General features: G+C 70.9%; 18 protein-coding genes. 13 read left to right on the forward strand and 5 right to left on the reverse strand.

Annotated features, from left to right (window positions below; all coding sequences use genetic code 11):
* Positions 1-378: 378 nt before the first annotated feature.
* Positions 379-783 (reverse strand): SgcJ/EcaC family oxidoreductase, encoded by a 405-nt coding sequence (locus tag ACFYPM_RS29340; protein WP_387203676.1) that lies wholly within the window; start codon positions 781-783, stop codon positions 379-381.
* 213 nt (positions 784-996) lie between these two features.
* A complete protein-coding gene (locus ACFYPM_RS29345; RefSeq protein WP_387203679.1) occupies positions 997-1,527 on the reverse strand; it encodes an NUDIX hydrolase in 531 nt (176 codons plus the stop codon).
* Between the two features lie 320 nt (positions 1,528-1,847).
* Between ACFYPM_RS29345 and ACFYPM_RS29350 the strand changes: the two genes are divergently transcribed.
* Positions 1,848-2,147 (forward strand): hypothetical protein, encoded by a 300-nt coding sequence (locus tag ACFYPM_RS29350; RefSeq protein ID WP_387203682.1) that lies wholly within the window; start codon positions 1,848-1,850, stop codon positions 2,145-2,147.
* A gap of 30 nt (positions 2,148-2,177) precedes the next feature.
* Here the strand turns inward: ACFYPM_RS29350 and ACFYPM_RS29355 are convergent, their stop codons facing one another.
* Positions 2,178-2,657: a hypothetical protein gene (locus tag ACFYPM_RS29355; protein ID WP_387203685.1), complete on the reverse strand. Its 480-nt coding sequence runs from the start codon at positions 2,655-2,657 to the stop codon at positions 2,178-2,180.
* A 746-nt stretch (positions 2,658-3,403) separates the two neighbouring features.
* Here ACFYPM_RS29355 and ACFYPM_RS29360 point away from each other — a divergent pair.
* The gene (locus ACFYPM_RS29360) at positions 3,404-6,454 is read left to right on the forward strand and encodes a tetratricopeptide repeat protein (RefSeq protein WP_387203688.1); all 3,051 of its coding nucleotides are present in this window, start codon (positions 3,404-3,406) and stop codon (positions 6,452-6,454) included.
* Between the two features lie 151 nt (positions 6,455-6,605).
* On the opposite strand, the gene ACFYPM_RS29365 is transcribed toward ACFYPM_RS29360, so the two are convergent.
* Together ACFYPM_RS29365 and ACFYPM_RS29370 are read right to left on the reverse strand one after the other, a co-directional pair.
* Entirely contained in the window at positions 6,606-8,993 is a 2,388-nt protein-coding gene (locus tag ACFYPM_RS29365) for a discoidin domain-containing protein (protein ID WP_387203691.1), read from the reverse strand.
* A gap of 156 nt (positions 8,994-9,149) precedes the next feature.
* Complete coding sequence (locus ACFYPM_RS29370; protein ID WP_387203694.1) at positions 9,150-10,202, reverse strand: NAD-dependent epimerase/dehydratase family protein; 1,053 nt, start codon at positions 10,200-10,202, stop codon at positions 9,150-9,152.
* Between the two features lie 271 nt (positions 10,203-10,473).
* Here ACFYPM_RS29370 and ACFYPM_RS29375 point away from each other — a divergent pair, with 271 nt between their 5' ends.
* From ACFYPM_RS29375 to ACFYPM_RS29425, 11 genes are all read left to right on the forward strand, one after another.
* Complete coding sequence (locus tag ACFYPM_RS29375) at positions 10,474-11,511, forward strand: sugar transferase (protein ID WP_387203697.1); 1,038 nt, start codon at positions 10,474-10,476, stop codon at positions 11,509-11,511.
* Positions 11,504-13,069: a lipopolysaccharide biosynthesis protein gene (locus tag ACFYPM_RS29380; RefSeq protein ID WP_387203699.1), complete on the forward strand. Its 1,566-nt coding sequence runs from the start codon at positions 11,504-11,506 to the stop codon at positions 13,067-13,069. The genes ACFYPM_RS29375 and ACFYPM_RS29380 overlap by 8 nt, the downstream gene beginning before the upstream one ends.
* Positions 13,066-13,914: a class I SAM-dependent methyltransferase gene (locus ACFYPM_RS29385; protein WP_387203702.1), complete on the forward strand. Its 849-nt coding sequence runs from the start codon at positions 13,066-13,068 to the stop codon at positions 13,912-13,914. The genes ACFYPM_RS29380 and ACFYPM_RS29385 overlap by 4 nt, the downstream gene beginning before the upstream one ends.
* Entirely contained in the window at positions 13,914-14,765 is an 852-nt protein-coding gene (locus ACFYPM_RS29390; protein WP_387203705.1) for a class I SAM-dependent methyltransferase, read from the forward strand. The genes ACFYPM_RS29385 and ACFYPM_RS29390 overlap by 1 nt, the downstream gene beginning before the upstream one ends.
* Positions 14,765-16,072 (forward strand): glycosyltransferase family 2 protein, encoded by a 1,308-nt coding sequence (locus ACFYPM_RS29395; RefSeq protein WP_387203708.1) that lies wholly within the window; start codon positions 14,765-14,767, stop codon positions 16,070-16,072. Before ACFYPM_RS29390 ends, ACFYPM_RS29395 begins: the two co-directional genes overlap by 1 nt.
* Positions 16,065-17,225, forward strand: a complete 1,161-nt coding sequence (locus tag ACFYPM_RS29400; protein ID WP_387203711.1) for a glycosyltransferase — start codon at positions 16,065-16,067, stop codon at positions 17,223-17,225. The genes ACFYPM_RS29395 and ACFYPM_RS29400 overlap by 8 nt, the downstream gene beginning before the upstream one ends.
* Positions 17,222-18,538: a hypothetical protein gene (locus tag ACFYPM_RS29405; RefSeq protein ID WP_387203714.1), complete on the forward strand. Its 1,317-nt coding sequence runs from the start codon at positions 17,222-17,224 to the stop codon at positions 18,536-18,538. The genes ACFYPM_RS29400 and ACFYPM_RS29405 overlap by 4 nt, the downstream gene beginning before the upstream one ends.
* On the forward strand, positions 18,535-19,482 hold the full coding sequence (locus ACFYPM_RS29410) for a glycosyltransferase family 2 protein (RefSeq protein WP_387203717.1): 948 nt from the start codon (positions 18,535-18,537) through the stop codon (positions 19,480-19,482). The genes ACFYPM_RS29405 and ACFYPM_RS29410 overlap by 4 nt, the downstream gene beginning before the upstream one ends.
* Entirely contained in the window at positions 19,482-20,681 is a 1,200-nt protein-coding gene (locus ACFYPM_RS29415) for a glycosyltransferase family 4 protein (protein ID WP_387203721.1), read from the forward strand. The genes ACFYPM_RS29410 and ACFYPM_RS29415 overlap by 1 nt, the downstream gene beginning before the upstream one ends.
* Entirely contained in the window at positions 20,681-22,708 is a 2,028-nt protein-coding gene (locus ACFYPM_RS29420) for a hypothetical protein (RefSeq protein WP_387203724.1), read from the forward strand. Before ACFYPM_RS29415 ends, ACFYPM_RS29420 begins: the two co-directional genes overlap by 1 nt.
* Positions 22,709-22,782: 74 nt before the next feature.
* Positions 22,783-23,646: a TylF/MycF/NovP-related O-methyltransferase gene (locus ACFYPM_RS29425; RefSeq protein WP_387203727.1), complete on the forward strand. Its 864-nt coding sequence runs from the start codon at positions 22,783-22,785 to the stop codon at positions 23,644-23,646.
* Positions 23,647-23,719: the final 73 nt, after the last annotated feature.

Below are 23,719 nucleotides of genomic sequence, written 5' to 3' on the forward strand. Positions count from 1 at the left end.
CGCCCGCCCGGCGGCCCGCCCCCGCCCGCGGGTCAACCCGCCCCCCGGCGCCCCCCCCGGGGGGGGGGGGCGCCCCCGCCCCCCCGCGGACCCGGGAGCCCGCGGACCCGCGGACCCGCGGACCCGCGGACCCGCGGACCCGCGGACCCGCGGACCCGCGGACCCAAGATCGACTCGGTTTTCAGGACCTCGCGGTGTCCGAGCGGCTCGGACACCGCGAGTTCAGCAAACCCGAGTCGATCATCAGCGCTCTCCCAACAGTTGGGCGGCTGACCCGGCTACTCAGGGCCGGGTGGGGCCGACCAACCCGTACCGAGCCACTGCCGTCCCGGCCAGAGAGGCCCGCGACTTCGGCGCGCCTGGACCATTGCGGACATTTCAGTGACCGGCCAGCGGTGTGTTCTGGTACGCGGCGAACAGCCAGCGGCCCTCGAACCGCTGGGCGACCAGGGAGTAGACGGTGCGCTTGTTGCTGTCGCTGGAACGGTTGTCCAGGTACTCGATGTGCCCGTGCGCGATCAGCAACGCCACGTCGTTGGTGATGAAGCGGATGCTCTCGATCCGACCGATCAGACGGCTGTTGCGCGCCCAGGCCGAGAAGATGATGTCGTGGCCGTCGATGATCTCCTGCCAGCCGTGCTCGATCATCCCGTTCGCGATGATGTAGTCCGCGTCGGGGGTGAAGCACTCGGCGTAGGCGAACGAATCGCCCCAACTGTCGAGCAGGTGCTGGTAGTGATCGCGGATCGCGGCCTCGTCGGCGTAACTGACGGTGGCGGTCATGGGAAGCCCCTCGACTCGTAGGGCCAGGCGGGCCCGCTACGAAGAGGTATCGCAGGAGGGCGTGGCACGAATGTGCGCCTGGCGGAAATCCTGCGAGGCGAGTCTGAGACTCGCTAGAGGATCGAAGGCTCGATCCCTTCGGAGCCGAAGCTCCTAAACATTGGTTCCCCGCCGAGCCTACCAGGACCAGCGGAGATGCTGTCGCCAGCGAACTCAGGCGTTCACCTGTCCGCCTTTCGGCAATTGGCAAACTGGGATACCTGCCTCGATCAGGATTCGGCGGTATATCGGCTCCCAACCGGCCGGAACGGTCACCAGGTCCCACACGTTCCCGGAAGGGACGAGACGACGCTCCACCATCTCGTGCTCGGGCGCCCACGCGTCCAGGCGGACATCCGCGCGCCACAGTGCCCGCACCAGCACGAGACCCTGCTCTGGTGCTCTCCTGCACACCCCGCGACTGAAGCCCAGCAATCGAGAGTCGAGCACCGTCGCGCACGCCTCTTCGCTCCCCTCACGGGCCAGAGTGTCGAACCAGTCCTCGCCGGCCTCCGGGCGTCCGCCCGGGAACTGCCAGTGCGTGCCGTCATCACTGACCAGGATCACCTGACCATCGACCACGCAGACCCCGGTCGATCCGCGTGGAGTGCCAGCGGGGAGGTTCGATGGCGGATACCAGGAGGACTGCCAGTGGTCGGCAGCCGTGATGACGTCGACGGCCTCCCCGTCCGTCGCGATGTGCACCACGCAATGCTGCCCGTTGCCCAACCAGCCCGTCCACCTGGTTACGGGGGTGCAGACGCCTCAAACAGGTTCGCCTCACGTCCTGGTCCGGACGTCGGAATGGCACGATGCGTGCTGTGGGTTGGTTCTTGGTGGTGACGCCCCTGCACGAGGCGGCCGAGAATGGTGGACTCGAGTGGGCGGCCGGCGCTGAGTCTTCCTTTGGTCTGCCCGAGGAACCACCACCAGTCCGTCAGCTGCCGACAGTGGAACAGGTCCTGTCGTCGTTTCGGGAGGCTGGCTGTCACGGCACGCCGTGGTTCCAGGTCACGGGGCATAATATGACCGCCGACCTCCCCGGCTGCCCGAACCCCGCCAGGTGCGCGTCGGTGGGTGGCCTGGACCTGGGAGAGGTCACCCTGGGCGTCGATGGTGCCACCCGCGACGAGCCTGTGGCATTGAGCCAGGCTGTGACCGACATCGGATTCCGCAAGCCGTCGGGCCTCGCCGTCTTGGCCGCGTCGGTGGCGCTGGCATCGCAGGCCGGGCCGTTGCTGTTGTTCGACGACAGCGGCTCCTGCGCGTTCGTGGTGTCGCCGGGCGACGACCCGATCAACCTGGCCCAGCACTGGCCGTGGTAGCCATACCGCCCCGCTTTCCGGTGCGGCCGGTCAGCGGGTAAGGCCAACCACCGTCGCCAGTCGCGCGACACCGGCCGGTGCCGGCCGCACGCGGGCAATCTCGGCGATCACGGTACGCGCCAACGGCCGGCACCGGACCTCGGCCGGCGCGACGTGGTCCGCGTCGACGAGGGCGCGGGCGGCCCCGCGCAGGTCACCCACCCGGAGGTACGTCCGCGCGACGTCGAGCAGGTACGCGCCCCGATACTCGGCCGGCAAACGCCGCCACCCCTCCCGCCGCACCAGGGTCAAATGCCGACGCACTGCCTCGGCGGCGTCACCTCGTTGCGCCGCCACCAGCACCCGGGCCAACTCGACGGCGACCGATCCAAAGCTGGTGCGGTGCGGATCGTCGTACCCCCGCAGGTTTGCGGCGATGCCCGCCGCCCGGTCGATCAGCTCGCCAGCGCGGCGGTGCTCACCACACCCGGCAGCGGCCAGGGCGGCCTGCACCAGCAACGTCCCACCCACAGCCCACTCCCCCACCGCCCGCTGCCCCGCACTGCCCGGCCCGCGCTGATCATGGGGTTGACGGGCGATTTGATCTGCACCCGGCTCGCCAACCTCATGATCACCGGGGCAGGGCGGGGTCGATAGAGCGGAACACGAAGTAGGACCTCGGCCGCAGACTGCCTGGGCACGATCCGGTGTACAGGTCGGTTCCTTGGTGGCTCTCGGTGGTATCGAAGCGCCGGTGGCCGTTCCCTTCCCGGCTCTGCACTTGCTGATCTTCCCGGTTGCCGGCATCAATGTGGCTTGAGACTGTCGGGTGTTGGTCTTCGGGAATGAGCCATCGACGGTCGGTGGTATAGGTGAGCGGCGTGTCTCAGGGGGAGGAGTCGAATGCGTCGAGTCGTGTTCACTGTGTTGTCGGTCGTGTTGGCGGCCGCTGTAGCTGTGGTGACGAATGAGTTCACGGAGCGGTGGCAGTGGGTCTGGGGCGCCAGTCTCGTCTCACTCGTCGCGCTTTTGGCGGCGGTGCAGGTGGGCCTTTCTGGCCCAGGGCGCGGTGGGACCGATCGGCCGAAGGAGCCGTCTTCGGTGCTGGTGTTCGGTGACCGGTCAGTCGGGTCGGCGGGTGATGGCACGGTGGTGACCGGAGACCGCAATGTGGTTGGCCAGCCGCGCGCTCTGGGCGATGCCGAGCCTGGGGATGGGGTGGGTTCCCCAAAAGACGATCGCCGGTGAGGTCCGACACCGGTTCAGGTGCGGGTGAGGTGGACGTTGCCGGTGGCCGGTCGGTCGGCTCGGCGGTCAACAGCGTGGTGGTCACCGGTGACCATTCGGTAGTGCTGCTGGCTGGTGATCGGCAGGTGGCGGAGGTCCCCGTCGCGAGGACGGTCGTCGAGTTGGAGAGGTTGTTGTTTGGGCCGGCGGTGGGGCCCGACCTGTCGTTGGTGGGTTCGTGGTTGCGTCCGGATGCGGGCGTGATTCAGGCCGAGCCGCGTGGCGAGGCGGACGCGTTGGTGGACTGGTGTGTGTCGGCCGGGGGGCCGGTGGTGCGGTTGGTGTGTGGGTCGGGTGGGCAGGGCAAGACGCACCTTGCGGGTCAGGTGTGCCGGCGGCTGCGGGAGCAGGGCTGGTCGGCGGGTGTGGTGTCGGTGCCGTCGCCCAGTTGGCGGGCGGTGCGGCTGTCTGATCTGACGCAGGGTGGGGTGGCGGGGCAGCGCGCTCGGCGCGATTTGGAGCGGGTGGTGGAGCTGACCGCCGGGGTGCAGGCGGCGGTCCGAGTGCGGGTGCGGACGCTCCTGGTTGTCGACTACGCGGAGAACGTCGGTCCGGTGGTGGCGGAACTGTTGGACACCATTGCAGAGGCGGATGCAGCCAGGTGGGTACGTGTGTTGTTGCTGGCGCGCACGGATGCGGATTGGTTCCGGGCACTGTCGGTGGATCACCGGCTGCATGACTGGGTGCATCCCCGGCCGATGCGGTTGGCGACGTTGTCGCGGGATTGGGATCAGGGCCGGGAACAGGACGTGTGGGCGCGGGCGGTGGAGCGGTTCGCCACGCATGCCCGGCAGCGTGGCTTCGAGGTGCCGTCGGGTGTCCGGCAGGCGTCGTTGCCGGGGGGTGGGTTCGGCACGACGTTGGATTTGTATGCGGGGGCGTTGCTGGCGGTGTTGGATGCCGCGAACGGGCCGGGGGCAGGGGATCCGGGTGACCTGGATGCGTTGCTGGGGGTGTTGCGGCATGAGCAGCGTCAGGTGTCGGCGGCGCTGAACGCGGTAGGTCTGGATCTGGGTGAGGTGGGGCAGGCGTGGGCGGTGGCCATGGTGGCGTTGACGGCGCCGGGCACCGTGGACGAGGCGGTGCAGGTGGCGGGCCGGCTTTCTGGGGTGTCGGGTGTGGGCGACCTGGACGGGCATGGATTGGTGCGGGTGTTGGGCGGGTTGTTTCCGGATGAGTCGTGGGAACGGGTGTGGCAAGCGCCAAAGCCAGATCGGTTGACGGATGTCCATCTGTTGGAGTTGGCTGCTCGTTCGTCGAGTCGGCAGCAGTGGATTGATGATCTGGCGGCGGTGTGCGGTGGTGATGATCCTGAGGTAGCGGCGCACGCGACGGCGGTGCTGCGGCGGTGTTTGTCGACGCCGGATCCGGGTCGGGTGTGGCGGGACGGGTTGGGGCTTGTCCGGGATGGGTTGGCGGGGTTGGCGGTCCGGTTCCCGCCGGTGTATGTGCCGGCGTTGATGGTGGTGGATCCGGTGGGGTTCGAGTCAGAGATCATGGCCGCGGTGGATGGCCGTGACGGTGGGTTGAGCCTGGCGCAGGTGGAGGAACTGGACGCGCTGTTGCATCGGTTGGGATTTGCGACGACGCGGACGCGGGTGGCGGTGGCGGTGGGGCAGAGGCTGGTAGCGGCGAGACGGACTGACGCTGCCCATGATGACGTGTCCCAGGACCGATATGCGCGCGAGTTGAACAACCTGTCGGTGCGGTTGGGTGAGGTGGGCCGGCGGGACGAGGGACTGACAGCGATCGAGGAAGCCGTCACGATCCGCCGCCGGATGGCCGAGGCAAACCCCGCCGCCTACCTCCCCAGCCTCGCCATGTCACTGAACAACCTGTCGCTGCGATTGGGTGAGCTGGGCCGGCGGGACGAGGGACTGACAGCGATCGAGGAAGCCGTCACGATCCGCCGCCGGATGGCCGAGGCAAACCCCGCCGCCTATCTCCCTGAACTCGCCACCTCGCTGAACAACCTGTCGGTGCGATTGGGTGAGGTGGGCCGGCGGGACGAGGGACTGACAGCGATCGAGGAAGCCGTCACGATCCGCCGCCGCTTGGCCGAGGCAAACCCCGCCGCCTATCTCCCTGACCTCGCCATGTCTCTGAACAACCTGTCGGTGCGATTGGGTGAGCTGGGCCGGCGGAACGAGGGACTGACAGCGATCGAGGAAGCCGTCACGATCCGCCGCCGCTTGGCCGAGGCAAACCCCGCCGCCTACCTGCCCAACCTCGCCGGGTCCCTGAACAACCTGTCGCTGTGGTTGGGTGAGCTGGGCCGGCGGAACGAGGCACTGACAGCGATCGAGGAAGCCGTCACGATCCGCCGCCGACTGGCCGAAGCCAACCCCGCCGCCTACCTCCCCAACCTCGCCGGATCCCTGAACAACCTGTCGGTGCGATTGGGTGAGCTGGGCCGGCGGACCGAGGGACTGACAGCGATCGAGGAAGCCGTCACGATCCGCCGCCGCTTGGCCGAAGCCAACCCCGCCGCCTACCTCCCCAACCTCGCCGGGTCCCTGAACAACCTGTCGCTGTGGTTGGGTGAGCTGGGCCGACGGGACGAGGCACTGGCAGCGATCGAGGAAGCTACGACCGCCTACCGCCGACTGGCCGAAGCCAACCCCGCCGCCTACCTCCCTGACCTCGCCATGTCACTGAACAACCTGTCGGTGCGGATGGGTGAGCTGGGCCGGCAGGACGAGGGACTGACAGCGATCGAAGAAGCCGTCACGATCCGCCGCCGCTTGGCCGAAGCCAACCCCGCCGCCTACCTCCCTGACCTCGCCATGTCACTGAACAACCTGTCGGTGCGGATGGGTGAGCTGGGCCGGCGGAACGAGGGACTGACAGCGATCGAGGAAGCCGTCACGATCCGCCGCCGACTGGCCGAAGCCAACCCCGCCGCCTACCTCCCCAACCTCGCCACCTCGCTGAACAACCTGTCGCTGCGGTTGCGTCAGCTGGGCCGTGATACCGAAGCGGAGCGAGCCGCGGCCGAAGCGGACCACATCAGGTCGAAGTTGCGCGCCATGAACGCATGAGTTGCATCGTCCGGGTAGCCGATCGCGGTGCCGACCATGTCGTCCTCCGGCTCGGGTGCCGAGGTCGTGGAAGCGATAGCCGGGATGATGGTGCCCATTCGACGAGGCGGACGGCCGCCGGTCGGCGTCCGGCGGCCGCCCTCACAGCCGGTCAGCTCGCGTACACCTCCAGGGCCGACAACTGCCCGGCCGGCCAGCCGGTGTTGCCGGTGACGGTGATCCGCACATAGCGCGTCTGCGCGGCACTGAAGGTGATCGTCACCTGGTTGCCGGACGCCGGGTCGAACGTGCGCCCCGCCGAACCCGACAGCGTCCCAAAACTGCCCCCGTCCGTACTCCCCTGCACCGCGATGGTCTGCGTCCGGCTGCCCCAGGCCGACGACGGCGGCAGCTTCAGCACCACCCGCCCGACCGTGCGCGCGGAACCCAGGTCGACCTGCACCCACTGCGGGAACGCGTTGTTCGCACTCTCCCAGTAGCTGTTCGCGTCACCGTCGACCACGTTCCCCGACCCGTAGCTCTGGACGTGACCGCTCTCCGAGGTGGACCGCCCCCGGGCGAGGTCCGCGTTGGTCGGGGCGTCCGTGGTGACCGTGACCGCGTTCGAGGCCGCCGAGGTGTTGCCGGCCGCGTCGCGCGCGGTGACCGTGAAGGTGTACGCGGTGGACGCGCTCAGCCCACTCACCGTCGCCGTGGTGCCGGCGACGGTGGCGACAACACTGCCACCCTGACGTACCTGGTAACCGGTCACCCCGGTGTCGTCGGTGGAGGCGGTCCAGGCCAGGGAGACGCTGCTCGACGTCTTGCCGGTCACCGCGAGGCCGCTCGGCGTGCTCGGCGGGTTGTCGGTGCTGCCGCTGGCGGCGTACACCTCGACCTGGGCGAGCTGGGCGGCCGGCCAACCGGTGTTGCCGCTGATGCTGAGGCGGACGTAGCGGGTCGTGGTGGTCGTCAGCGTGCGCGTGACGCTGTTGCCGGTCGCCGGGTCGAAGGCGAACGCGGAGGCCCCGGCGATGGTGGCGAAGGAGCTGCCGTCGACGCTGCCCTGCACGGCGATGGTCTGGGTCCGCGCGCCCCAGCCGGCGGGCAGCCGTACCACGAGTTTGTTGACCTGGTGGCTGGCGCCGAGGTCGACCAGCCACCAGTGCGGGAAGGAGCCGCCGCCGCTCTCCCAGTAGCTGCCGGCGTTGGCGTCCACCGCGTTGCCGGACGGGAAGCCGCCGCCCTGGCTGCTCGCCGAGGTGGACCGGCCGGCGGCGAGGTTCCCGCCGGTCTGGGGTGGGGTGCCGGTCGTCGGTGGGGTGGGGCGGACCGCGGTAAGCGCGAGTTGGCCCTTGAGCATCCGGCCGCCGTCGGCGGTGATCCGCAGGTAGTAGTCGGAGGAGCAGGCCACGCCGTCCTCGTCCAGGGCGCGGATGTTCGCGCCGGCCGGGGTGGTGGCCTGGGTCTCGGAGGTCTTGGCGATCTGGTTGCCCTCGTTGTACTCGTCGAACATGGACACGTAGAGGCCCTGGGAACCGAGCCGGACCATGTTGTAGATGTGCCGCCAGTAGAAGTCGCCGTGGCGGCGGTGCCCACCGGCGAGGTCACCGGGCATCACGCAGGGCAGGTAGTCGATGCCCCGCGCCGCGCAGTCGGCCAGGTCACCGATGTTGACGTTGTTGTAGTACGAGTCGAGCCCTTCCAGGGTGTCGGTCCGGTAGACCATCCAGGGCGAGATCGCGTTGAACGCGTGGTAGACGTCGAGGAAGCCGGCGCGGGAGTCCTCTCGGCCCAGCCGCCACCAGGTGGGCACACCACCGATGACGTAACAGCCCTGCGCCTTGAACCAGTTGATGACCTCCAGGCAGGGTCCGGGGGTGAACGGGCGACTCGACTCGCTGAAGCCGAAGCCCCAGATGCAGACGACCGGCTTGCCGTTCTGCCGTGCGTACGCGCTGGACGCGGTGTGCGTGGACATCTTCGTCGTCCAGTCGGTCTTGATGTCCGACTGCATGGTCAGCCAGTCGGTGACGTCGTACATGATGTAGAACTTGCGGTTGTGGCGCTCGGCCGCCGAGCGGACCTTCAGCGTCATCGCGTCGCGGGTCGGCCCCTCGTCGCCCGTCGGGTTGAAGCGTTGCAGGGCGGCGGTGTCGCAGCCATACTCCTGCATCCACCGGAAGTGGGTGTCCACCGTCTGCTGGTCGTAGGAGGAGAAGAGGGTGGCCGGCGATCCGTTGCCGAGGTTGGGGTAGGCGGTGGGATAGCTGCGCGTGTACTCGCGCATGTCCGGCCAGGACACGATCGTGGTGTTCGCGGGCGAGGGCGGCTGGAACCGGTCGCGGCTCCAGTGCCACCAGCCGCCGATCGGCGCGGAGTCGCCGGGGGCACTGAACCAGCCCTGGTAGCCGACCGTCACCTTGCCGACCACGTCCCCGGGGGGACTGGCGGCGGAGGCGGGGCTGGCCAGGGTGCTGAGCAGCTCGGTGGTGGAGGCGGCGGCGAGGGCGGACCCGCCCAGCACCGACGTGACGAACCTGCGGCGGGAGACCGCCATGTCGACCACTCCTTCGGGACGGAAGGCATTGACGGTCATCGTGGCAGCAGTGAATGCCAAACCGCAAGAGTGGGACGGATCTATGAAAATACTTGCCCGTCGACGGGAATTCGACGCGCCTGGCGTGCCGCTGTGCGTGGCGTTCGGTCGGGTCCGTTACTGGGAGGTCATCGCCCGTTCCAGCTCGCGCACCGGACTGAGGGGCCGAGCGCCCTGGCGACGGCGGGCGTCCCGCACGGTCATCCGCACACCCTCGGCGAAGTTGATCTTCGGGTACCAACCGAGCAGTTCGCGCGCCTTCCTGGTGTCCAGCGCCATGTGGCGGACCTCGCCCGGCCAGGGCAGCGGCTCGTAGCGGGCCGCGTTGCCGACGCCGGAAGCCCCCCGGACGGTGTCGTACACCTCGTTGATGCTCGTCTGCCGCCCGGAGGAGATGTTGACCAGCCCCACCCCGTTGTGCAGACAGGCGAGGGCCACCGCCTCGGCGACGTCACCGACGTGGATGAAGTCCCGCGACTGTGTGCCGTCGTCGTAGATCACCACCTGGCGACCGCCGAGCAGGGCATCGGCCATCAGGGACACCACCCCGCAGTCGCCGCCCTCCTGCCGCGGCCCGTAGACGTTGCCGAAGACCATCGACGTGTACGACAGGCCGTGCTGGCGTCCGTACCAGTCGAGATAGTGGACGGCGGCGGCCTTGCTGATGCCGTACGGGCTGATGGGCGCGATCGGGTGATCCTCGCGGACCGGCAGATCGTGGGCGGGAACACTGCCGAAGATGGCGCTGCTGGCCGCGTTGACCACCAGCCGTACGCCGCTACGGGCACAGGCGTCCAGCACGTTGACGGTGCCGAAGACGTTCACGTCGGCGTCGTACAGCGGTGAGCGGCGGCCGGCGGGAACGCTCGGTTGCGCGGCGAGGTGCACCACGACGTCCGGCTGCCACTGGTGGATGACCTCGACACCTTCCGGCGTACGGATGTCACCAGTGCTGACGTCCGCCTCGGTCAGTCCGCCGTAGGCGGCGTCCGCCAGATTCTCCAGCCGGCCGGTGGAGAAGTTGTCGAGCACCCGGACCTGGCTGCCCATCAGCATCAGCCGGGCCACCACGTGACTGCCGATGAAGCCGGCACCGCCCGTGACGAGGACACGCCGGGGCGTCAGGTCGGTCGACGGTTCGACGCCCACGGCTGTTGCTGGCAGGTCCATGTGGAACTCCTTGGAACGACAGGGCTGTCGGCCCGCTCCGGAAACCAAGTTGACCGGCCCGACAGTAACCCACCAGTTGGCTACAAACAGGACTTTTCACCCAACCATCAGAGTGCCTATAGGTACTTACGGGAAGGAAGTCCTGTTTTTACCCATCTGCCACTGTTTGGGGCTTTGTCGGTAGTAATTTTCTCCCGGGGTGCTCGCCCGCATGCCCCGGAAGCACCGGACGCAGAAGGAGGTCGGCGTGTTGAGGAAGAACCCCGGTCCCATGACCGCGGACCCAGCTCCCGTCCTGGACACCGAAGACGCGATCGCGTACGACGTCACCGCGCCCCACCTGGACATCCCGACCCGACTCGAGGAACTCCTCGACCGCGGTGAACGGGCCACCCGGTCGGACCAGAACGGGCAACGAACCCGTGTGGTGGTGCTCGAACCGAACGACGCGGCCACGATGCCCGACCGTCTCGACGACGAGTTCGACGTGGCAGCCCGGCTCCCGGTACCGGCCCGCGCCGAAGACCTCGTACGGCTGCTGGTCCACGTCCGCCCCCGGCTCCTGTTGCTCAAGCACTCACTGGACAGCATCGACGAGCGCATCATGACCAGCTGCATGAGCGTGGGAGTCGAGATCATGGTGCTGGCCCGACCGGTCTACGGCCTGCTGCGGGCGCCCGCCATGGCGCGCTTCGGCGGGCTGCCCTGGATCCGGTTGGGCTCCGGCACCCGCCGTCCCCGTCGCGAATGGCTCAAGCGGTTCATCGACCTCAGCGTGATCCTGCTCAGTGCCGTCGTGGTGCTCCCGCTGATCGCGGCGATCACCGCCGTCGTGTCGTTCACCGGCCCACCCTTCTATCTCCAGCAGCGCGTCGGAGCCGGTGGCCGCCTGTTCCGGGTGGTCAAGTTCCGGACCATGCGGGTCGGTGCCGAACAGGCCACCGGCCCGGTCCTCGCCCAGCCGGACGACGCCCGGATCACCCGGGTCGGACACTGGCTACGACGGTCCCGGCTGGACGAGCTTCCCCAGCTCTGGAACGTCGTGTGCGGCGACATGAGCCTGGTCGGCCCCCGCCCGGAACGCCCGGAGTTCATCGCCGACTTCGACCGGCTCCCCCACTACGACCTACGGCACCTGATCCGACCGGGGCTGACCGGGATCGCGCAGCTCACCGGCGGGTACGCGGCCACCGTCGAGGACAAGCTCCGCTGCGACCTGCTCTACCTCAACTGCCGCTCGACACGGGTCGACCTTGCCCTGCTCCTGCTGACCGTCGTCGAGTTGTTCCGCGGGTTCCCCCGTGGCTAGCGCCGCCACCGCGGTCGAGACCCGGGTCACCCGCAACACGGCGAGCATGCTGGCCGCACGGGTGATCATGGCGCTGTCCGGGCTGGTCTCGGTGCCGGTCATCTACCAGCACCTCGGGCCGCAGGAGTTCGGGATCTGGGTGGTGCTGGCCGGTCTGCTGGCGATGGCCGCCCTGATCGACCTCGGGCTCAACTCCGCCCTCGTGCGCGAGGTGGCCAGGGCCGAGAGCGCGGCGGACCGGGACCTGGTGCGACGGCTGCTCGGGCTGGGGCTCGGCTGGGCCGTCCTGCTGGGCCTGCTCACCCTGGGGGCGATCGGCGCCTGCTGGCCGTGGCTCGCCGGGCTGCTGCGCCTCGGCAGCCTCGCCGACGAGGCATGGCAGGCGACGCTCTGGCTGGTCGTCGGCCTGGTGGCCGGTGCCGTGGAGCTGCCGTGGCGGTCCGTGCTCGAAGGCAGCCAGCGGTACGGGTCACTCGCCGCGATCAGCGCCGGCACCGCGATCCTCGCGGCCGCACTGGCGATCCTTGTCGTACGCCTCGGCGGTGGCCTGGTGGCGTTGGCCGCCTCGGCCGCCGCGACCGGTGCGCTGCGCACCCTGTTGCTCGCCGCGGCCACCAACCGCCAGTGCCCGGACCTGTCCCCCCGATGGGGACGGCTGGACCTCGGTGACGTACGTCGGATCGGCGGCTACGGCATGCGGGTGCAGGTTTCCAGCGGCGCCGGCATGGTCAACGTGGAACTCGACCGCCTCGTCCTCGGCGGCGTCTTCGGTCCCGCCGTTGCCGGCGGCTTCGACCTGGGCGGCCGCCTGCTCAACCTGCTCCGGCTGCCCCCCGGTTTCGCCCTCATCGTGCTGTTTCCCGCGGCGGTCGCGCGCACCGTCACCCGGGGCGCCGGTTGGTTGGACCGGTTCTACCTGACCACCACCCGGTACCTCGCGCTGTTTCTCGCCCCGGCCACCGCGGCCCTGATGGTGAGCGCGGACCCCCTGGTCCGGCTCTGGTTGGGGCACCAGGTCCCCTGGGCCGCGGCGAACATCATGATCCTCGCGCCCGCGTACGCCCTCAACCTGATCACGGGAGCGGCGACGATCGTCGCCCGTGCCGAGGGCCGGCCCGGGTTGGAGACGCGCTACGTGCTGCTCTCCGTCGTCCTCAACCTCGCCCTCACCGTACCGATGCTGCTGCTGTGCGGGCCGCTGGGCGTACCGCTGTCGACCGCGCTGGCGGTGGTGCTCAGCACCGGGTACTTCCTGGCCTACTTCCACACGGCCACGGCCCGGCCGCTGACCCCGCTGGTGCGAGCGGTCTGGCCACCGGTCGCCGCGGCGGTCGCCGCCGGGGTGGTCATCGCGGCGGCCAGCCAGTTCCTGCCGGACGGGCCGAGACGACTCGACGCCGCCCTCGCCGTGTCCACCCGGGCGGGTCTGACCCTGCTCGTCGCCGCCACGCTGCTGGCCATCAGCGGACAGGTGGGCGCGAGCGACCGGATGCGGCTGCACCGACTGCTGCGCGCCCCCGCGACCGTGCTGTCGCCGACGACGGGCGGCCCGCGATGAGCGTGGACCACCGCACCGCCCGGTGCCTGGTGTGCGGACCCGTGCCGGCCCACCGGCCCCACCTGGGCGGACTGCTGCGCCGCTGCGAGGCCTGCGGGTTCCGCTGGACCGCGCGGGAGCAGGCCGAGGCGGACGGGCGCTACGACGAGGACTACTTCGCCGGCGGCGGCTACGACGACTACTTCCGGGCCGAGCCGCGCCGGTTCGAGGCCAACCGCCGGCTGCGCTGGCTGCTGTCCACCGTCCGCCCGAGCGTCCTGCTCGAAGCCGGTCCCGCGGGCGGCTACTTCCTCGAAGCCGCGCGACGGGCCGGCATCACCGTCAGCGGCATCGAGGTCAGCCACACCGCCGCCCGCTTCGCCCGCGACCACCTGCACCTGCCCGTCCGCCAGGGGCACTTCGAGGACCTCGCGCCCAGCCGCGCCGCCGACGTGGTCTGCGCATTCCACGTCCTCGAACACGTCGAAGACCCTCGCGCCTTCCTGCACGCCGCCCACACCGCGCTCACGCCCGGCGGCTGGCTCGCCCTCGAAGTGCCAAACATCGCCTCCGCCGCCGCTGACCGCCTCGGCACCGCCTGGCCGGGTCTGCAACCGCGCTACCACCGCTGGCACTTCACCCCGGACGCGCTGGTCCGACTGGTGACCGACGCCGGCTTCGAGGTGGTCCGGCAGGACACCACGGTCTTCCGCTACTACATGCCCCTGCGGTATCGGCTGCGGCACGCACGGCACCTCCTGCCCGCCGACCTGATCGGGCTCCGCTCACCGCGGCTGACCCACCCACGCCTCGGCGACCTGCTCCGGGTGATCGCCCGGACGCCACGAACCAGACGGAGTACCTGATGAAACTGGATGGGATCGAACTGGTCCGCTGCCAGCTCTGCGGCCGCGCCGGCGGGCACTCGCCGACCCTCGGCGAGCTGCTGTGGAGCTGCCCCGACTGCGGGTTCGTCTGGACCGCCGGCAGCGCGCCCGCGCCGGAGGAGCTGTACGACGAGGCGTACTACACCACGGACGGGTACCAGGACTACTTCGCCTCCGCCGATCAACGCCGGTTCGAGGCGAACCGGCGGCTGCGCTGGCTACTGTCCACCGTCCGCCCCGGCGTCCTGCTCGAAGCCGGCTGCGCCGGCGGCTACTTCCTCGAAGCCGCCCAACGCGCCGGCATCACCGCCAGCGGCATCGAGGTCAGTCACGCGGCCTCCCAGTTCGCCCGCGACCACCTACGCCTGCCGGTCCGCCAGGGCTACTTCGAGGACGTCGCACCCACCCTCAGCGCCGACGTCGTCTGCGCCTTCCACGTCCTCGAACACGTCGAGGACCCCCGCGACTTCCTGCGCGCCGCCCACACCGCCCTCAGCCCCGACGGCTGGCTCGCCCTCGAGGTGCCCAACATCGCCTCCGCCGCCGCACAGCGCCTCGGCACCGCGTGGCCCGCGATCGCCCCCGCGTACCACCGCTGGCACTTCACCCCGGACACGCTGAGCCGGATGCTCGTGGAGTCCGGGTTCCGGGTGATCTCCCACGACACCGTCTTCTCGCGGTTCTACTGGCGTCCGCTGGCGCGGCTGCGCAACGCGCGGGACCTGCTCATCGCCGACGTCGCCGCCAGCCGCTCGCCCGGGGTGACACACCCACAGCTCGGCGACCTGCTGCGGATCTTCGCCCGGCGCGACGACCGGGCGGTGGCGTGATGGGTACGCCGCACCTGTCGGTGCTGCTGGTCAGCTGGAACACCTGCGAGCAGACCCGGCAGTGCCTGGAATCACTGGCCGCGACCGCCGAGGAGGACCTCGACTACGAGGTGGTGGCCGTCGACAACGGCTCGTCCGACGGTTCGGCCGAGATGCTCGCCGACCAACCCCGGGTCCGCCTGATCCGCAAGCAGCACAACACCGGGTTCGCCGCCGCGGTGAACCAGGCGTACCGCCGGGCGAACGGGCAGCTCATCCTGCTGCTCAACAGCGACGTCCGGTTTCACCCGGGCGCGCTGTCCCGGATGATCGACTATCTACGGGAACGGCCGGACGTGGCGGGGGTCAGCCCGCTCTACCTCAACCCGGACGGCACCTTCCAGCAGCACTACGTCCAACAGCCCAGTTTCGCCGCCACCATCGCGCTTGTCACCGCGCTGCGCCGGCTGCCCGGCTTCCGTCAGGCGCTGCACCGGTTCCAGATGCGCGGCGAGGATTTCAGCAAGCCCCGGCAACTCGCCTCGGGCAGTTGCATGCTGCTGCGTCGGGCGGTGCTCGGACAGCAGACCATCTTCGACGAAACCTTCCCCGTCTACTGGAACGACGCGGTCCTCGCGCGGCAGCTCGACCAGGCCGGGCACGAGCTGTGGATGATCCCCGACGCGGTGGTGACGCACAGCCGCGGGGCGTCCTGCCGGCTGCTCGGGCCGACCATCCGGTACCGACACCTCCTGGGCAGCCTGGTCGGGTATCTGCGGATGACCCAGCCTCGGCGCCGGATGGTGGCGTTCCGGGCCGCCCTGCTCGCCGACCACGTGGTCAAGCGGCTCTTCGGCCGACCCGTACAGCTGGGTCTGGCCGATCTGCTCGCCGCGCTGCGCGGCGACGTCGGCCCGCTGCCCGACGGCGACACCCGCGACTGGGTCGTGGTGTTCAGCCGGGACCGCTGGTCCGTCGACGGGCATTCGGCGGTGCTGAGGCAGTTGTCGGCCGGGCAGCGGTTGCTCTTCGTCGATCCGCCGGCGCAGCGTCCCCGCTGGCGGTGTGAGGTGACCCCGATCGGCTCGGCCGCCTGGCACGCGGTGGCACCGACCGTGTTGCCGCTGGGGAACTCGTTGCCAGCTGTCAACTGGATCAACCGGCGGGTCGCGGCGAGCGCGCTGCGCCGCTGGCTGGACCGCCAGGCCGGTGCCCGGCTGCTGCGGCTCGACGACGAGCGCGCCCGCCCGGTGCTCGGCCGTCTCGGTGAGGACGAGGTGCTGCCCGTCGAAGCGCCCCGGCCGCTGGAACGGTCCGGCCGTGGCTGAGCACGCGACACTGCAACCGGCGGCGCCGACGGTCGTCGCGTCCACCAACGACCAGGGCTGGGTGGTCGTCCTCAGCGGCACGCCGTGGGCGAACGGCGCCCACCGGCAGCACGCGCTGGCCCGCGAGCTGACCGACGACCACCGGGTGCTCTTCGTCGATCCGGCCGGGCACCGACCCCGGTGGCGCGTCCGCGTCCGACAGGAGGCCGACGGCCTCTGGCAGTGCGCCGGGCCGGCGCTGCTGCCGTTCGGCCGGCACCTGCCACCTGTCAACCGGGCCAACCGCTGGTTCGCCGCGCTCCTGCTCCGCAGGTGGTTCCGGCGGCGGGCCGACTCGATCCGACTGCTGTGGCTGGACGAGGACCTGGCCGCGCCGGTCGCCGGCCGGCTGGACGCCGCCGCGGTGGTGTACGACGCCACCGACCTGGACTGGACCTTCACCCGACGCTGGAATCGTCCGCACCTACGCCGCGCGCTGCGCTCCGCCGTGGGCGCGGCCGACCTGGTGCTCACCTCGTCCAGTGCGCTGCCGGAACGGATGCCCAGCTCCGACCCAGCACCTGTGGTGCTGCCCAACGGGTGCGACCCGGAGCACTTCTCGCCGGACGGCCCGGTTGCGCCCTGGTTGACCGGGCTGCGCCGACCACTCATCGGTTACAGCGGGGCTGTTGACACCCGTGCCTTCGACGCGAATCTGGTCGCCGCGGTGGCCCGCGCGCACCCCGAGTGGACCTTCGTGCTGATCGGCCCGTCCACCCGGGCCGGCCGCGCGCCACTGACCCAACTGTCGAATGTGCAACTCGTGGACGCCGTCGGTTACGCGGACGTGCCGGGCATCCTGCGCGCCTGTGACGCCACCATCATCCCCTACCGGGTGGGCGGTCTGGTGGACTACGTGCACCCGAAGAAGTGCTACGAGTACCTCGCCCTCGGCAAACCGGTCGTCGCGACACCGCTGCCGGCGCTGCGGACGCTGCACGACACCATCGCCCTCGCCGGTGACCCGCACAGCTTCGCCGCGGCCCTCGCCGTCGCGCTCGACGAGGCCGACGCACCGGAGCAGGCGGCCCGACGCCGGGCGATCGCTGCCCGCAACAGTTGGTCGGCCCGGGGCGTACAGCTGCGCTCACTGCTGGCGGGGCTGCCCCGATGAGAGTGCCGATCGTCGCGCCCACAGTGCTGCTCGGCGGCGCCGGCCTGGGCGCCCTGGTGACAGTGGTCACCCTGCTGCCCGGCCCGGTTGGCCTGGCCGCCTCCGTCGGGGTGCTCAGTTGCGGCGTGTTCCTGCTCTGGCCTTGGGCCGTGCTGCCGGTCGGCATCATCGGCGGCGCCGTGATCGGCGCCGTGCTCAGCGGCGGTGACGTACGCGGCTACATCGCGGTGAAGGTGCTGCTGCTGGCCGCCGGCGGCGTCGCGCTGGCCGCGCGGCACTGGCTGCGGACGGAGAAGCCGACCCGGCGCACCCCCGCCGACGTGGGCATGCTGAGCCTGATCGGGTTGACAGCCGTGGCCGCGGCCTACGGTCTGGCCGTCGGCAACGTCCCGTCGGAGGTGCTGGTCGCCGCGTACCAGGTGGCCACCATCCCGGTGTACTTCTTCGTCGCCGTCCACACCCTCACCACGCCCCGCCGGATCCTGGCCGCCGGCGTCCTGTACGTGGTGCTGGCCGCCGTCTTCACCGCCATCTCGGTGGCGACACCGGGGCGGCACGGTGGGCTCATCACCCTGATGGCGATCCCCCCGCTGATCTGGATCGCCGGGCGGCTACGCGGGTGGCGGCGCAACGGCGTCCTGCTGCTCGGCGGGTTCTTCGCCGTCGACGTGCTGCTCGCGTCGTACCGGGGAATCTGGCTCGCCGCCGCGCTGACCTTCCTGATCATGCTGGTGCGCGGTGGTCGTACCGTCCGGACCGGTCTGGCCGCCACCGCCGCCGCGGCGGTCGCGGTGGCGGCGCTTCTCGCCCTGCAACCGGGGGTACGGGAGCGGGCCGGCGAGATCACCAAGGGGCTGCAACAGTCGGCCGGTTATCGGGGCGTGGAGTCGTCGGTGGGCCTGGGCGTCTTCGCCGACCAGCCGTTGGTCGGCGCCGGTCTCGGGCAGACCACGCCCGGCATCTACCTGTCCGGCTTCACCTTCACCGACGTCGGGCCGGTCTACCACGCCTTCTACGTCACCGTGTTGGCCAACCTCGGGTTGGTCGGCCTCCTGCTGGTCCTCTGGCCGATCCTGCGCAGCGTCCGCGTCGGTCTGCGCGGTCGGGACGGGATCACGCTGCCGTTCGCGGCACTCTCCTGCGGCTTCCTGGCCGCCGCCGTCTTCGCGGCGCCGACCGACGGGCACTGGGAGCTGGGCCTGCTGCCGGCGTTGACCCTCCTCACGGCACCGCAGGTTGCTGGGCGGCTCCGTCGACCCAGCGGGGCCCCGCTCCCCCGCCGACCGCTGCGCCGGACGGGAGCACCGGCATGACACACGCGGCCGCCACAGCCATCGTGGTCACCCACAACTCGCAGCGCCAGATCGTCGCGGCCCTGAGCGCGCTGCGCCAGGCGCACCTGCCGGTGCGGTTGGTGGACAACGCCTCGACCGACGACACCGTCGCGCTCGTCCGGCACCGCTTCCCGGACGTGACGGTCCTCGCCAGCCCGACCAACACCGGCTTCGCCAGCGCCGTGAACCGGGCCGCGGCCGGAGTCACCACCGACGTCCTACTCCTGGTCAACCCGGACTGCGTGGTCGCCCCCGGCACCGTGGCGGAGCTGGTCCGGGTCCTCCGCAGCCAACCGTCGGTGGGCGTCGCGGGACCACGAATCATCGACGCGCACGGCCGGATCGCGATCAGCGCCCACCGTTTCGAATCCCTCGTCACGGTGCTGGCCAGCCGGTTCGGTGGGGCGCTGGTGCCCGTCGCGCTGCGGCGGCTGCTCAGCGGGCGGCAGCGCCGTGCCGCGTACGACGCCTGTGTGCGCGGGGCGCGGCCGGTGGCGGTGGACTGGCTGTCCGGCGCCTGCCTGGCGGTACGGACCGACCTGTTCGTGGCGATCGGCGGGCTCGACGAGGGCTACTTCCTGTATTACGAGGACGAGGAGCTGTGCCTTCAGGCCGCCCGACGTGGTGCCGAGGTGCGGTACGTGCCCGCGGTGACCGCCGTACACAGCGGCGGCGCGAGCAGCTCCGACCCGGCCTGGATCTGGCCCCACCTGTACCGCAGCATGCTGCGGTTCTTCGCCCGCCACCGCGCCGGCACCCTGCGCGCCGTACGCGGCGCCGTGCTCCTGCGCGCGCTGATCGGTATCGGTCTGGCCGGGGTGCGGCTGCCGATACAACCCCGGGCCGGACTGACGCGGCTGCGGGCCTGGACCCGCGTCGGACGGATCGCGGTCACCCGACCTGAGACGAGAGGAGGAGCGTGATGCACGTCCTGACCACGGTCGTCGGCAAGCGCACCGAACACTGGACGGACCTGTTCGACGTTCTCTGCGAACAGCCGGACGTCACCCTCACCGTGCTCGCCGCGGACGTGTCCCCGACGACACGACGCGAGCTGGCCCGGCTGGCCCGCACACACCAGCGGCTGCGCTACCACGTGGTGCCGCACCTGCTCGGTGAGTCGCTGACCGGGCACATGGCCTCGGTGCTGTTCCGGCTGCCCGGCCAGCACGACGTGACCACCGCCCGACCCGACATCCTGCACGTCATCGGTGAGGCGGCGTACCTCACCACCTGGCAGGCCCTGCGGCTGCGCCAGCGCTGCTGGGCCGGGGTGCCCACCACCCTGTACGCGGCGCAGAACGTGGTCACGCGCTTTCCGGTGCCGTTTCCCCGGATCGAGCGGCAGTCGTACCTGTCGGTCAACCACGCCTTCCCGATCACCCCCGCGGCCCTGAACGTGCTGCGGGTCAAGGGTTACCGGGGTCCGGCCACGATCGTGCCGCTCGGCGTGGACACCCGGGTCTTCCGCCCACTGTCCAGTGGCATGGCCACCCGCCCGTTCACCGTCGGGTTCGTCGGGCGGTTCGAGCCGCACAAGGGCGTGACCGACCTGCTGCGCGCCGCTGAGCTGATCGACTGCGACGTGTCGCTGGTGGGCGACGGCAGCCTCCGTGGCGAGATCGAGCGGGCCGCCGAGCAGCGTCCCGGCCGGGTTCACCGGCACGGTTGGGCCGGGCACGCCGAACTGCCCGCGCTGCTGAACCAGATGGACGTGCTGGCGATGCCCTCGGTCGAGGTGGTGCAGCGCAACACGCTGCCGTGGATCGGCATCCCGTTGCGCGAGCAGTTCGGCCGGGTGCTGGTCGAGGCCATGGCCTGTGGCGTACCGGTCGTGGGCAGCGACGTCGGCGAGATCCCCCACGTGGTGGGCGACGCCGGTCTCGTCTTCTCGGCCGGCGACGTGTCCGCGCTGGCCGCTCGCCTCGCGCGACTGCGCGACGAGCCCGCACTCGCCGGTCAGTTGGCGAACCGTGGACTGCGTCGCGCCGACGCCGAGTTCGGCTGGGACCGGATCGCCGAAACCCTCTGCTCGACCTGGCGAGGGTTGCGGTCCCCGACCGGCTCCCTTCGCGTCCCGCCCGCCGAGGCCGGGCACCCAACCAGAGAGGCGATCGCCTGATGAGCGCGTCGATAGATGTCAAAGGTCTGCTCGGTTTCTCCTGGCGCCGCGCGGGCGTCCCCCTGATCGGCCTGTGCGCGGGGCTGGCCGCCGCCCAGGGCGTCACCCAGCTCCTTCCGGCCCGCTACGAGGCCGAGGCGTCCGTTCTGGTCAGCGCCGAGCAGACCGCGGAGGACCGGCCGGCGGACCTGGCCCTCGCGCAGAACCTCACCCCCACCATCGCCCGGCTGGTCGGGTCCCGGGAGGTCGCGATCGAGGCGGCGCGCGCGCTGCAACTGCCCGAGCACGCGGTACTCGGGCACGTCAGCGGCGAGTACGAACTCGGTCTCCAGATCATCACGGTGCACGCGAGCGCCGGGTCCGGCACGCAGGCCGCCGCGATCGCGAACGCGGCCTCCCGAGCCGTCAGCCAACAGCTGAGCCGGTTGGACATGGGCGGCTCGACCAGCATCAACGCCCGGGTGCTCGACAACGCCAGCCCGCCGCTCACGCCCGCCTTCCCGAAGCCGCTGTTGAACGGCGTGCTCGGGGCCCTGGCCGGCCTGCTGGCCGGGTGGGGCGCGACGCTGCTCCGCGACCGGTTCGACAGCCGACTGCGCGACGTCGGGCAGATCGAGGCGCGCCTGGGACTGCCGGTCCTCGGGGCGCTGCCGAAGATGCCGCGCCGCTTCGCCCGCCACCACGCCGCCGCGCTGTACGCCCGCACCGACGTCGCCGACGCCGTACGCGCCACGATCTCGACGCTCAGTGTGCTCACCGCCCCGCTGCCACGCCGGAGGCTGCTGGTGACCAGCGCCCACGACGACGACGGCAAGGCGCTGGTGACCGCGCTGCTCGGTCTCGGGATGGCCGACGAGCACTGTCGGGCCACGCTTGTCGACGGGGCGGTACGCGACCCGGTGCTCTCGGGTCACTTCCCGGAGGCGCCGCACACCTGGCAGCAGGTGCTCACCCAGAAGTGCCCGCCGGTGCGTCTGGTCGACTTCCCTACGCTGACCGTGCTGCCGGCCGAGCCGCGTGAGGGCTCCGACACGCAGGCTCTGCACGACCTGGGCGGGCTGCTCAACGCGCTGGGCGAGGACGAGGACTGCGTGCTCGTGCACGCGCCGCCGATCCTGGCGGGGCGGGAGATCTCCGCGTTCGCACAGCACGCGGACGGTGTGCTGCTCGTCGTACGGGCCGGCCGGACGAACCTTGACGACAGCACACGGGCGGCCCGGCTGGTCCAACGGCTCGGGCTTCCGCTGGCCGGTGTCGTGGTGATCGGCGCGGTGTCGCGGACCGACCACCGGCAGGGCGGCGAGCAACCGGACCTGGTGCCGGACACGGTCCAGCACACCCTGGCGCTGCCGGCGGCGCGGGCCAGCGCCCAGGGCGCCGTCATCCGGGAGTTGGTCAGCGCCCTCGTCGAGGACTCCTCCGGCAGCACGCCCGGGAGGCACCGCCGGCAGGCCCGGGACTCGGGCGAGTCGGTAGGCACGAACGGTCACGGCCGCACGGTCGAGGGCACCACTGTCGAGGGCACCACGGTCCGGCACGCGCCGGTCACACACACGACGCCGGCCGAGCGCGCGACAACGGCCGAGCGCGCGACAACGGCCGAGCGCGCGACACCGGTTGGCGCCTCTTCTGGTGCCGCCGGAGCGCCTGTCGCGCCGACCCGGATCGAGGATGCGGTCACCCAGCCGAACCCGGTGGTGACGGACGTCCCGGATCGACCCGAGCCGGTGCCGGCGGCGAACGTTCAGCCTGATCCCGCCGAGGCTCCGCCGGTCTGGGGCAGCCCCACTGTGGTGGGCATCCGCGGACGACCGCTGGCCCAGCCCGAGACGACCCGGCGGCCGCCGACGGCCGCAGCAGCGGCGCAGCCGTCCCCGGACGCGCCGACGCCCCACCTCTCGGACAGCTGGCCGGCCTTCGGGCAGGAGCTGCTGGCCGCCGGCCGACCGAGCCCGGAACGGCTCTCCCCCGCCTCTGTGGTCCTGCGCCGCGCGGTGGCCGTCGGCGACGCCGAGCGGCGGGGCTGACGACGAACGCGACGACGAACGGCGGCTGCCCGCCGCCAGCCGCCTACCCGAGACACCGAACAAGGAGATTGCCCATGAGTGAGATGTTGGTGCCGACCCAGACGTCCGCGCCGGTGCTGGACGACCCGCGCGCGCTCTACTGCGACCTGCTCAAGAAGGCGCTTACCAGGTATGTCTTCCGCGAGACGTGGATGCCCTACCAGCCGCGCCGGGGGTCCCTGCACGGCAAGCTCTACGAGCGCGGCCGGCACCTGCTGCAACGCAAGGGGCTGGAGCTGGTCCTCCAGTTCCCGTTCGACGCGGAGGCACGGGCCACCGGCCGGGACTGGCCGCCGGAAGCCGAGACCATGATCGGGCTGCGCCGGTTGGACAACCTGGAGCGGTGCATCGCGGACGTGCTGGACCGGGGCGTACCCGGCGACCTGATCGAGACCGGCGTGTGGCGGGGCGGCGCGGTCATCTTCATGCGCGGAATGCTGCGCGCCTACGGTGACCGGGACCGCACGGTGTGGGTCGCCGACTCCTTCCGGGGCCTGCCGAAGCCCGACCCGAAACGCATCGAGGACGTCGAGGACGCGCTCTGGGAGGTGCCCTTCCTGGCCGTGTCGTTGGAGCAGGTGAAGGCGAACTTCGACAGGTACGGGCTGCTCGACGACCAGGTGCGGTTTCTCAAGGGCTGGTTCTCCGACACCCTGCCCAACGCCCCGGTCGAGCGGATCTCGGTGATGCGTCTCGACGGGGATCTCTACGACTCCACGATGGTGGCGTTGCGCTCGCTCTACCCGAAGCTGTCGATCGGGGGGTACGTCATCATCGACGACTACCACGCGGTACGCGGCTGCAAGCAGGCCGTGGACGACTTCCGCGCCGAGCACGGCATCGTGGACGAGCTGCACCAGGTCGACTGGACGTGCCGCTACTGGCGACGGTCGCGCTAGCTCTGCCGGACCAGGGCGGGTGGGAGGTTGAGAGGACCTCCCACCCGCCCTTGCCGTGCCCGGTGGCGGCGGC

The organism is Micromonospora sp. NPDC005203, assembly GCF_042872705.1.
Classification (GTDB): Bacteria; Actinomycetota; Actinomycetes; order Mycobacteriales; family Micromonosporaceae; genus Micromonospora.

Bases quoted from the DNA above. Each gene is read 5' to 3' on its own strand.
- ACFYPM_RS29350 (WP_387203682.1), top strand. From the start codon at position 1,848: ATGACCGCCGACCTCCCCGGCTGCCCGAACCCCGCCAGGTGCGCGTCG.
- ACFYPM_RS29425 (WP_387203727.1), top strand. From the start codon at position 22,783: ATGAGTGAGATGTTGGTGCCGACCCAGACGTCCGCGCCGGTGCTGGAC.
- ACFYPM_RS29365 (WP_387203691.1), bottom strand. From the start codon at position 8,993: ATGGCGGTCTCCCGCCGCAGGTTCGTCACGTCGGTGCTGGGCGGGTCC.
- ACFYPM_RS29410 (WP_387203717.1), top strand. From the start codon at position 18,535: ATGACACACGCGGCCGCCACAGCCATCGTGGTCACCCACAACTCGCAG.
- ACFYPM_RS29375 (WP_387203697.1), top strand. From the start codon at position 10,474: ATGACCGCGGACCCAGCTCCCGTCCTGGACACCGAAGACGCGATCGCG.
- ACFYPM_RS29370 (WP_387203694.1), bottom strand. From the start codon at position 10,202: ATGGACCTGCCAGCAACAGCCGTGGGCGTCGAACCGTCGACCGACCTG.
- ACFYPM_RS29405 (WP_387203714.1), top strand. From the start codon at position 17,222: ATGAGAGTGCCGATCGTCGCGCCCACAGTGCTGCTCGGCGGCGCCGGC.
- ACFYPM_RS29340 (WP_387203676.1), bottom strand. From the start codon at position 783: ATGACCGCCACCGTCAGTTACGCCGACGAGGCCGCGATCCGCGATCAC.
- ACFYPM_RS29385 (WP_387203702.1), top strand. From the start codon at position 13,066: ATGAGCGTGGACCACCGCACCGCCCGGTGCCTGGTGTGCGGACCCGTG.
- ACFYPM_RS29415 (WP_387203721.1), top strand. From the start codon at position 19,482: ATGCACGTCCTGACCACGGTCGTCGGCAAGCGCACCGAACACTGGACG.
- ACFYPM_RS29390 (WP_387203705.1), top strand. From the start codon at position 13,914: ATGAAACTGGATGGGATCGAACTGGTCCGCTGCCAGCTCTGCGGCCGC.
- ACFYPM_RS29395 (WP_387203708.1), top strand. From the start codon at position 14,765: ATGGGTACGCCGCACCTGTCGGTGCTGCTGGTCAGCTGGAACACCTGC.
- ACFYPM_RS29420 (WP_387203724.1), top strand. From the start codon at position 20,681: ATGAGCGCGTCGATAGATGTCAAAGGTCTGCTCGGTTTCTCCTGGCGC.